General features: G+C 72.4%; 10 protein-coding genes. 3 read left to right on the top strand and 7 right to left on the bottom strand.

Annotated elements, in window-relative coordinates:
* Positions 1 to 196 precede the first annotated feature (196 nt).
* Positions 197 to 1,039 carry a TIGR03620 family F420-dependent LLM class oxidoreductase gene (locus C2L58_RS41805; protein ID WP_103343148.1) on the top strand — a complete coding sequence of 281 codons (843 nt, stop codon included), beginning with the start codon at positions 197 to 199 and terminating at the stop codon, positions 1,037 to 1,039.
* Here the strand turns inward: C2L58_RS41805 and C2L58_RS41800 are convergent.
* Entirely contained in the window at positions 1,023 to 1,895 is an 873-nt protein-coding gene (locus C2L58_RS41800) for an AraC family transcriptional regulator (protein ID WP_103343145.1), read from the bottom strand. The genes C2L58_RS41805 and C2L58_RS41800 overlap by 17 nt on opposite strands.
* A gap of 87 nt (positions 1,896 to 1,982) precedes the next feature.
* Between C2L58_RS41800 and C2L58_RS41795 the strand changes: the two genes are divergently transcribed.
* Positions 1,983 to 2,888: an MBL fold metallo-hydrolase gene (locus C2L58_RS41795; RefSeq protein WP_103343144.1), complete on the top strand. Its 906-nt coding sequence runs from the start codon at positions 1,983 to 1,985 to the stop codon at positions 2,886 to 2,888.
* Positions 2,889 to 2,932: 44 nt separating this feature from the next.
* Here C2L58_RS41795 and C2L58_RS41790 read toward each other — a convergent pair whose 3' ends face one another.
* Positions 2,933 to 3,508: a hypothetical protein gene (locus tag C2L58_RS41790; RefSeq protein ID WP_103343143.1), complete on the bottom strand. Its 576-nt coding sequence runs from the start codon at positions 3,506 to 3,508 to the stop codon at positions 2,933 to 2,935.
* A 71-nt stretch (positions 3,509 to 3,579) separates the two neighbouring features.
* Positions 3,580 to 4,563, bottom strand: coding sequence for a YbhB/YbcL family Raf kinase inhibitor-like protein (locus C2L58_RS41785; RefSeq protein ID WP_103343142.1), 984 nt, complete (start codon positions 4,561 to 4,563; stop codon positions 3,580 to 3,582).
* 140 nt (positions 4,564 to 4,703) lie between these two features.
* Here C2L58_RS41785 and C2L58_RS41780 point away from each other — a divergent pair, with 140 nt between their 5' ends.
* The gene (locus C2L58_RS41780) at positions 4,704 to 5,378 is read left to right on the top strand and encodes a GntR family transcriptional regulator (RefSeq protein WP_103343141.1); all 675 of its coding nucleotides are present in this window, start codon (positions 4,704 to 4,706) and stop codon (positions 5,376 to 5,378) included.
* Here the strand turns inward: C2L58_RS41780 and C2L58_RS41775 are convergent.
* From C2L58_RS41775 to C2L58_RS41760, 4 genes are all read right to left on the bottom strand, one after another.
* Entirely contained in the window at positions 5,326 to 6,192 is an 867-nt protein-coding gene (locus tag C2L58_RS41775; protein WP_103343140.1) for an alpha/beta fold hydrolase, read from the bottom strand. The two genes, C2L58_RS41780 and C2L58_RS41775, sit on opposite strands and share 53 nt — an antisense overlap.
* Before the next feature lie 26 nt (positions 6,193 to 6,218).
* Entirely contained in the window at positions 6,219 to 7,454 is a 1,236-nt protein-coding gene (locus tag C2L58_RS41770) for a beta-ketoacyl-[acyl-carrier-protein] synthase family protein (protein WP_103343139.1), read from the bottom strand.
* Entirely contained in the window at positions 7,451 to 7,684 is a 234-nt protein-coding gene (locus tag C2L58_RS41765) for a phosphopantetheine-binding protein (protein ID WP_233226225.1), read from the bottom strand. Before C2L58_RS41765 ends, C2L58_RS41770 begins: the two co-directional genes overlap by 4 nt.
* A gap of 294 nt (positions 7,685 to 7,978) precedes the next feature.
* Positions 7,979 to 8,734 carry an SDR family NAD(P)-dependent oxidoreductase gene (locus C2L58_RS41760; RefSeq protein ID WP_103343147.1) on the bottom strand — a complete coding sequence of 252 codons (756 nt, stop codon included), beginning with the start codon at positions 8,732 to 8,734 and terminating at the stop codon, positions 7,979 to 7,981.
* Position 8,735 lies beyond the last annotated feature (1 nt).

The following is an 8,735-nucleotide window of genomic DNA, read 5'->3' as shown; positions in this document are numbered from 1 at the left end:
GTCCGGCCCCGCTCACGGAGTGGCTGTGAAGGTCCCATGACAGCCAGTGTGCACTAGAAGAGTCGTAGCTACGGTGACGAAATACCGCAGCGCCCGCAACTCCATGAATGCCCACCTCCGACGATAAGGCGAGCTTATCGCAGCCCGTGCGGGTTGCCCCTGGTTCGCGTCGCCGGCCGGTGCTGAAGTCGTGATCATGACAATCGAACTGGGACCGCTCGGCGCTTACCTGACCGCGGCCGAGGCGACCGCCGCGCAGGCCGTCGCGCTGGAAGAAGCCGGCTACGGCGCGGTCTGGATGGCCGCGTCACCGGCCGCCGATCTCCTCCCGGCGGAGCGGCTGCTCGACGCCACCAGCCGGATCGTGGTGGGCACCAGCGTGCTGAACGTGTGGCAGGCCGACGCCGAAGAGGTCGCGGCCTCCTACCACCGGATCGCGCGGAAACACGCCGACCGGCTCCTCCTCGGCATCGGCGCCGGCCACCGGGAGATCAACGCCGGGTACGCCTCGCCGGTGGCGAAGGTCGCGAGCTACCTGGACACCCTGCACGCGGCCGGTGTTCCCGCCGGGCGCGTGCTGCTGGCCGCGCTCGGGCCCCGGATGCTCCGGCTGGCGGCCGACCGCGCCGCGGGCACGCTCACGCTCCAGGTGACGCCCGAGCACACCCGGCGGGCGCGGGAGGTCCTCGGCCCGGACAAGCTGGTGATCCCCGGCCACGGCGTGCTGCTGGACACCGACGTCGAACGGGCGCGGGAGACCGGCCGGGCCGCCGTGCGCCCCATGCTGGGGATCGCCAACTACGCCGGCAACCTCCGGCGGATCGGCTACACCGACGAGGACCTCACCGAGCCCTTCAGCGACCGCTTGATCGACGCGCTCGTCCTGCACGGCGACGAGGAGGCCATCGTGGCCGGCATCCGCGCGGAGCTGGCGGCGGGAGCGGACCACGTCGGCCTGCACGCGGCCGGCGAAGACCCGATCGGCGTCCTGCGCTCGATCGGAAAACGGGCGGCCGGTGCCGTCATCGACCCGTCCTGAACCCGCCCGGCGCCACCCCGAACCGGCGCTTGAACGCGTGCGAGAACGCGAACGGTGAGGCGTAACCGACCTTCGCGGCGATCGACGGCAACGGAAGCTCCGTGTCCTGGAGCAGGCGCGCCGCCGTCGTGAGCCGCCACCACGTCAGGTACGCCATGGGCGGCTGTCCCGTCAGCGCCGTGAACCGGCGGGCCAGGGTCGCCCGGGAAAGGCCCACCCGGGCGGCCAGGTCCTCGATCCGCCACGGCGCTTCGGGGTGCTCGTGCAGCGCTTCCAGCGCGGCGCCGATCTCGGGGTCTCGCAGCGCCTGCGGCCACCCCGTGCCCGGGTGGTCGTCCAGCCAAGCGCGGATCAGGTAGACCAGCAGCAGGTCGAGCAGGCCGGTGAGGACCGTGGCCGAGCCCGGCCGCCGGTCGCTCACCTCGCCGCCGAGCAGGTCGATGGCCGCGCGCAGGTCGAGGTGCCGCCCGACTTCGGCGGGCAGGTGCACGACCTCCGGCAGGCTCGCGAGCAAGGGGTGGCGCCGCGCGTGGGCCAGCCGGTACTTGCCGCACAGGAACTCGGTGCGGCCCGCCGGCTCGGCCACCGCCGCCTCGAACGGCACCGCGCCGGTCGCGTCCGGCGTCGAGGACAGGGTGTGCGCGCCGCCGTGCGGGACCAGGACGACGTCGCCGGGGCCGAGCGCCACCGGCTTCCCGCCGTCCGGGAGCAGCCAGCCGCTGCCGCGCAGCAGCACGTGGAAGCCCGCGCCCTCGTACGGCGCGAAGCGGTAGCACCACTCCGAACCGGCCCGGAGGCGGTTCGACACGGGCTGCCCGACCCGCACCGCGGCGATCGCGGCACTCAGCACGTCCACCCGGTCATCGTAGCCCTGAGACGGTCAAGCATCATGATGAGCAATTGAAGCATCGAAACGCTCACCCGCGTGTCCTAGCGTGGAGCCATGCACATCGGCGAAGTCGAAGTCCTGCGCGTCATCGAATGGCAAGGCGAGATCGCCCCGGTGCGGTCCATCATCCCCGGCAGCCCGCCCCGGCTGTGGACGGACAACGTCGCCTGGCTCGCGCCCGACCACTGGAACCCGGAGACCGGCGGCTACCGCGGCGCCGTGCAGACCTGGGTGCTCCGCAGTGAAGGCCGGGTGATCCTCGTCGACACCGGCGTCGGCAACGACCGGCACCGGCCGCAGATCCCGCTCTTCGACCACCTGGCGACCCCCTTCCTCGACCGGCTGGCGGCGGCCGGGGTCCGGCCGGAGGACGTCGACGTCGTCGTCAACACGCACATCCACTACGACCACGTCGGCTGGAACACCGAACTCCGCAACGGCGAATGGGTGCCGGCGTTCCCCCGCGCCACCTACCTGATTCCCCGCGCCGACCAGGTCTACTTCGACCCGGACAACGCCCATCGCCGCCCCGCTCCCCGCACCGGCCACGAGCAGCTGCGCCGCGAAGGCAGCCTGCTGGTCTACGAAGACAGCGTCGCCCCCGTGCTGGGCCGGGCCGTGCTGTGGGAAGGCAGCCACCGCATCGACCGGAACCTGACCCTGGAAGCCGCCCCCGGCCACACCCCGGGCTCCTCGGTCCTGCGCGTGTCGTCCGGCGGCGATCGGGCGGTGTTCGTCGGCGACCTGCTGCACAGCCCGGTCCAGATCCTGGCGCCGGAACACAGCAGCTGCTTTTGCGAAGACCCGCACCAGGCCGCCACCACCCGGCACGCAATCCTCGAACGCGCCGCGGACACCGCCGAACTCGTCGTTCCGGCCCACTTCGGCGGCCCGGGCGCAGCCGAAGTCCGCCGCGACGGCAGCCGGTTCGCGATCCGCCGCTGGAGTGCCGACACGTAGGCCTGCCCACTTCGGCGAGCATCACCGGCTTCGACGGCCGCCGGTCACGCGAGTGACGACACCGCCTCCGCGTCCTCCGGCACCGGGGCCGGGCTCTCCTCTTCCGCCTCGGTGCCGAACCGGTCGCGCACCTCGTCGACCACGACGGCGATCTGGCCCAGCTGGGCCAGCACGGCCCGGTAGGTCGCCCGGATGGCCGCGGCTTCCTCCTCCGCGCGGGAAAGGATCAGCTGCGCTTCCCGCTGGGCGGCGCGCTCGGTCTCCGCACGGGCGGCCTCCGCCTCGGCGACCGCCTTCTCCGCGGCCGCCCGCAGTTCGTCGCCCTCCTTGCGGGCCTGTTCCTTGATCTCCGCGGCCTCGGCCTTCGCGACCTGGAGGATCTTCTCGATCCGCCGGCCCAGTCCGGCCGGGTCGTCCGGTTCCGGGGCGCGGGGCGCGGGCACCTGGGCCTTGGCCAGCCGCCGCTCCGCGAGCCGCCGCGCCTTCTCGTGGCGGTCCACGCGCTTTTCCGCGACCCGCACGTACTCGTCCACCTGCCGGCGGTCGTAGCCGCGCAGGACGATCGGGAAGCGGACGTCGGACTCGGGCAGCGTCTCGGGTTCGGAAACCGTCTTCTCCATTCCCCCAGTTTCGGCAAGGTCGCGACGGCCGGCAATTCGAAATCCGGCGGAGAATCAACCGAAAGTGACGTTTAACGGCCTCGACGGCGGACCGTGCGTTCGAGGATTCCCAGCGTGGCCTTGAGGGCGGACTCGGGCACGATCGGGAAGACGGCGCGCCGCTTCCACCCTTCGTCGATCTGCGACCAGTCGTAGTAGGACGTGACCAGGGTGCCGCCCTCGGCCGGTTCGAGGCGGTAGCCGTAGATGTGCCGGACGTGGGGCCCGCGCCCGGCTTCCACGGTCCACGCGATTTCCTCGTCCGGGACGAGCGTGGTGATGACCACCTCGACCTCGTACTTGCCCAGGGGAACGTCCCCCAGGGCTTCGCGGTCCATGTGCACCCGGAACCGGTCACCGGACCGCGCCACGCGGTCTCCTTCGGCGTCCATGAGCATTCCCGACGCGTCGATGTCGACGTGGCCCTTCGGATCGGTCAGCACCGAGAAGACGGCGCCGGCCGGGGCGGGGATCAGCCGGGAAACCTCGAGGCGTTCGGCCGCCGGCGTTTCCGCCGTCGCGACGAGGACCGCGCGGCCGAGCGTGTGCGAGGCCATGGTGAAGCCGAGGTAGGCCGGGGTGGCGCCGGCGGGCACGCCGATGGTTTCGACGTCGAGGGCGTGCACCACGACGAAGTAGCGGTGCGGGCCGTGCCCGGCCGGCGGCGCGGCGCCGACGAACCGGGCCGCGCGGGCGTCGTTGGGCAGCTGGAACGCCCCCGGCGGCAGGCCGGAGCCGGTGTCGTCGCCGGCGCCCTCGGGAAGTTCGGTGACCGTGGCGGGGATGTCGGCGACCGCCCAGTGCCAGAACCCGGACCCGGTGGGGGCGTCGGGGTCGTAGACGGTGACGGCGTAGCTCTTGGTGCCGAGCGGGGCGCCGCTCCACGACAGCTGCGGGGACCTGTCCTGCCCGGACAGCTGCCCGGGCGGCAGGACCTCGCCGTCGGTGACGGTGGTGCTGGTGACGGTGAAGGACGCCGCCTCGGGCAGGCGGGCGAAGGGATCGTTGACGCTCAAAGCTTTCCTCTCGGAGAGTGCCGCGGGGCGGAGAGCCGCCGCCAGATCGACGATAGCGACAATAATCGATTATCGCCACGATCGTCTATGCTGAGGTGGTGACTCGGACCACGCCCCCAGCCGACGCGCCGTCGCCACGGATGCTCTCCGAACGCGTCTACGCCCACATCCGGGCCGCGATCATGCGCGGCGACCACGCCCCCGGTGCGCCGCTCAAACCCCAGGACCTCGCCCAGGAGCAGGGCGTCAGCCTGGCGGTGGTGCGGGAGGCGCTCGTGCGCGTGGTCGGCGACGGACTCGCCGACCGGCTGCCCAACCGCGGCTTCGCCGTCCCGGCCCTCTCCCACCGCCGCTGGCAGGAGATCGCGGAAGCCCGCCGGACCATCGAACCGATGGTGCTGCGCCTGTCCGTCGAACGCGGCGACGTCGGCTGGGAGGCCGACGTGCGGGCCGCCCACCACCGGCTGGCCCGCACCCCGGCGTTCGTCCCGGAGGAGGGCGAGTACTACAGCGAAGCGTGGTCGGAAGCCCACCGGGTCTTCCACCGCACGCTGCTGGCGGGCTGCGGAAACCCGGTCCTGCTGGAGACGTTCGACCGGCTGTGGGCCGCGAGCGAGCTGGCGCGCCGCTGGTCGGCGTACCACGGCCCCGGCCGGGAGCACCTCGCCGAGCACCGCCGGCTCGAGGAGGCGGCGCTGGCCCGCGATGCCGACGCCGCGGCCGAGGAGCTGACCCGCCACCTCACCCTCACCGCGGACGCGCTCACGCGGGCGGAGGCACCACGTACGGGGCAGCGTCCCAAGACTGGTCGGTGAAGAAGCGAAGGGCCAGGTCGGCGACGTCGGCGGCGCGTTCCAGGACGACCCAGTGGTCGGAATCCTTGATGGCGGCGAAGTGGCTGCCCCGGATCGTGGCCGCGAAATCGCGTTGCCGGTCCGGGACGGTGATGGAGTCGTGCTCCCCGGTGAACACCAGGGCCGGCACCCCGGACAGGCCGCCGTCGAAGGACGGGCTGCTGATCAGCGACCGCTGCAGGTACGCCAGCACGTCGGGCACCTGGACGGCGACGTGCTGCATCGAGCGCTTGACGTAGCGGTACACCAGGGACCGGCGGGGGATGTGGCGATCCTCGTCGAGGCACAGCTGCATCCCCGCGGCCACCGCGGCGAAGTTCTCGGTGTCGCCCCGCTCCAGGTGACCGGCCGCCAGCCGCAACGACTCCCGCTGGGTGTCGCTGGTGTGCGAAACCACGCCGCCGAGCATCAGCCGCGCGATGCGGCTTGGGTTGCGCTGGGCGCAGCCGAAGGCCAGTTCCGCGCCGTAGGAGTAGCCGAACAGGTTGACTCGCGGCGCGCCGAGGTCGTCGAGGATCCGGTCGACCGCGGCGCCCGCGAACTCCGTCCCGGCCCCGGGCGGCAGGGAATCGGACTCGCCCACACCGGGCAGGTCCGCCGTCACGAAATCCGCCACCGGGGCGATCCGGTCCTCCATGTGCGGCCAGCCCCGGCTGCCCTGGAACCCGCCACCGAGCACGATCACCGGTTCCGTCCGGGGGTCGGGGTGCCGGAGGAGCCGGTAGCTGAACCGGGTTCCGCCGAGCGTCAGCGGGCGGACCACTTCCTCGCGCATGATCTCCTTCTGCTCCGGGACCGGGCTCAGCAGCTCTTCGTGAGGACGAGGGCGGCGTTGTGACCGCCGAAGCCCATCGACGTCTTGACCGCGCACTCGAACGCGGCGGGCCGGGCTTCCTTCGCGACGACGTCGACCGGGATCCGGATGTCCCGCGTCCGGAAGTTGCCGGTGGGCGGCACCAGCTGCCGCTCGAGGGCCAGCACGGTGAGCGCGGTTTCGATGCCGCCGGCCGCACCGAGCGCGTGCCCGGTCATCGCCTTGGTCGAGGTCACCAGCGGCCGGTCGCCGAGCACCCGGTGCAGCACGGTGGCCTCGATCAGGTCGTTCATCACGGTGGACGTGCCGTGGGCGTTGACGTGGCCCACCTCGGCCGCCGCCACGCCCGCGTCGGCCAGTGCGGTCCGCAGCGCCCGCTCGATCCCCGCGCCTTCGGGATCCGGCGCCACGGCCGCGTACGCGTCGCTGGACGCGCCGTAACCCGCGATGCCCGCCCGGATCCGCGCGCCGCGCGCCGCGGCGTGCTCGGGCCGCTCCAGCACGACCAGACCGGCGCCCTCCCCCACCACGAACCCGTCGCGGTCGGCGTCGAACGGGCGGCACGCCGTCGCCGGATCGTCCCGGCGGGTGGACACCGCTCGCATCTGGCAGGCACTGGCGATCAGCAACCGGGAGCACACGGATTCGGCGCCGCCGGCGATGACGATGTCGCACGCGCCGCCGCGCAGCAGCTGCAGCGCGGTCCCGATCGCGACCGTGCCCGACGAACACGCGGTGGAGACGCTCAGGCTCGGTCCCCGGGCGCCGAGGTCCATGCACACGCTGCTGGCGGCGCTGTTCACCGTGGTCATCGGCGCGAGTTTCGGCGAGACCCGCCGGGCGCCCTTCTCCGCGAGGACGGCGCTTTGCCGGTCGTAGAACGGCAGGCCGCCGTGGGCGGAGCCGATGACGACCGCGACCCGGTCCGTTTCCCACACCGAGGTGTCGAGACCGGCGTCGGCCACCGCCTCCCGGGCCGCGATCACGGCGAGCTGGGAGAACCGGTCCATCATCCGCAGGGCCGGCACGCCCAGCACGCTCTCGGTGTCGAGATCGTCGATGGTGTACAGGAAATCGCAGGACAGGCCCTGCAGTTCCGCCCGGTGGCGGACGCCGGTGGGGGCGCCGGACCGGGTCACCCCCTGCCACGCGGCGCCGGCACCGACGCCCGCCGCGGTGACCAGGCCCAGCCCGGTGACCGCCGCAGCCGGACGCGGCGTCACCGGGCGGTCTTCTCGTCGACCACCGTCGCCAGCTGCCCCACGGTCTCCCGGGAGGTCAGCTCGACGTCTTCGAGGTCGATGTCCAGGCGTTCCTCGAGCAGGACGCGCAATTCCTCGAGGGCAAGAGAATCCATCCCCAGGTCGTGCAACGACGCCTCGATCCGCACGGCCTCCGGTTCGATGCCGAAGTTGCGGTGCAGAAGCGTGGTGATCTCTTCGGTGACGGTCACTCTGCTGTCGACTCCCATTTCCGTTTCCGCACGACCGCCGATTCGCGGTGGCTCAAGGGCCCTGGCCCGTGCCGCCGTGAAGGTGCCCCGTGGCCAGGGCAGCGTTCTACGCCGCGCGGGAGCAGAAATTACTGCCGGGCCGGTCCGGCTTTCCACCTCCTGACACCATCGAGTGACCTCCGCAGGGTCGCTGACCGCGCGTCATTGACTCGTTCGTGGCGGCAACGGACCGGAAGACCGGGGAAATACGCGAGGCCCGGCCGGTCCGTCGCGGACCGGCCGGGCCTCGGGGGTTCACACCAGGGACGCGGTCAGCCCGCCGTCGAGGACGTAGTGGCTGCCGGTGATCCAGCTCGCCCGGTCCGACGCCAGGAACGCCGTCACCTCCGCGATGTCCCGCGGGGTGCCGAGCCGGCCCTGCTTGGCCGCCACCAGATCACCGAACGGGACCTGCGTGGCCGCTTCGAAGTCCGGGACCAGCCGCTCGACCATGGCCGTGTCCGCGAAGCCCGGGCAGACCGCGTTGACCCGCACCCCCGCCGGCCGCATCTCGACCGCCGCGACCCGGGTGAGCTGGATGACCGCGGCCTTCGTCGCGCAATACGACCCGAGGAGCGGGCTGCCGCCGAGGCCCGCGATCGACGCGATGTTGACGATGTTCCCCTTCGACTCGACCAGGTGCGGGATCGCCGCCTTCATCGTCACGAACGTGCCGCGCACGTTGACCGCGAAGATCTTGTCGAAACTCTCCGTCGATTGCTGCAGCAGCGGGGACGACACCTCGATGCCCGCGTTGTTGACCAGGACGTCGAGGCCGCCGAGGAGGTCGACCGCCTGCTGGATCGCCGCCTGGACCTGGGCTTCGTCGGTGACGTCGCAGTTCGCGACGCCCGCGGCGCCGATCTCCCCGGCCGCCTGCTTGGCCGCGTCGGCGTTCACGTCGCTGATCACGACCCGGGCGCCGCGTTCGGTGCACAGCGCGGCGATCGCCTTGCCGATGCCGGCCCCGGAGCCGGTGACGAAGACGCGCTTTCCTTCGAGTTCGGACATG

This window comes from Amycolatopsis sp. CA-126428 (genome assembly GCF_002904335.1).
In the GTDB taxonomy this organism is placed as follows: domain Bacteria; phylum Actinomycetota; class Actinomycetes; order Mycobacteriales; family Pseudonocardiaceae; genus Amycolatopsis.
This window is presented reverse-complemented; position numbering and strand designations above follow the sequence as displayed.

Coding starts and splice junctions, on each gene's coding strand:
- C2L58_RS41805 (WP_103343148.1), top strand. CDS start 197: ATGACAATCGAACTGGGACCGCTCGGCGCTTACCTGACCGCGGCCGAG.
- C2L58_RS41775 (WP_103343140.1), bottom strand. CDS start 6,192: ATGCGCGAGGAAGTGGTCCGCCCGCTGACGCTCGGCGGAACCCGGTTC.
- C2L58_RS41760 (WP_103343147.1), bottom strand. CDS start 8,734: ATGTCCGAACTCGAAGGAAAGCGCGTCTTCGTCACCGGCTCCGGGGCC.
- C2L58_RS41790 (WP_103343143.1), bottom strand. CDS start 3,508: ATGGAGAAGACGGTTTCCGAACCCGAGACGCTGCCCGAGTCCGACGTC.
- C2L58_RS41795 (WP_103343144.1), top strand. CDS start 1,983: ATGCACATCGGCGAAGTCGAAGTCCTGCGCGTCATCGAATGGCAAGGC.
- C2L58_RS41780 (WP_103343141.1), top strand. CDS start 4,704: ATGCTCTCCGAACGCGTCTACGCCCACATCCGGGCCGCGATCATGCGC.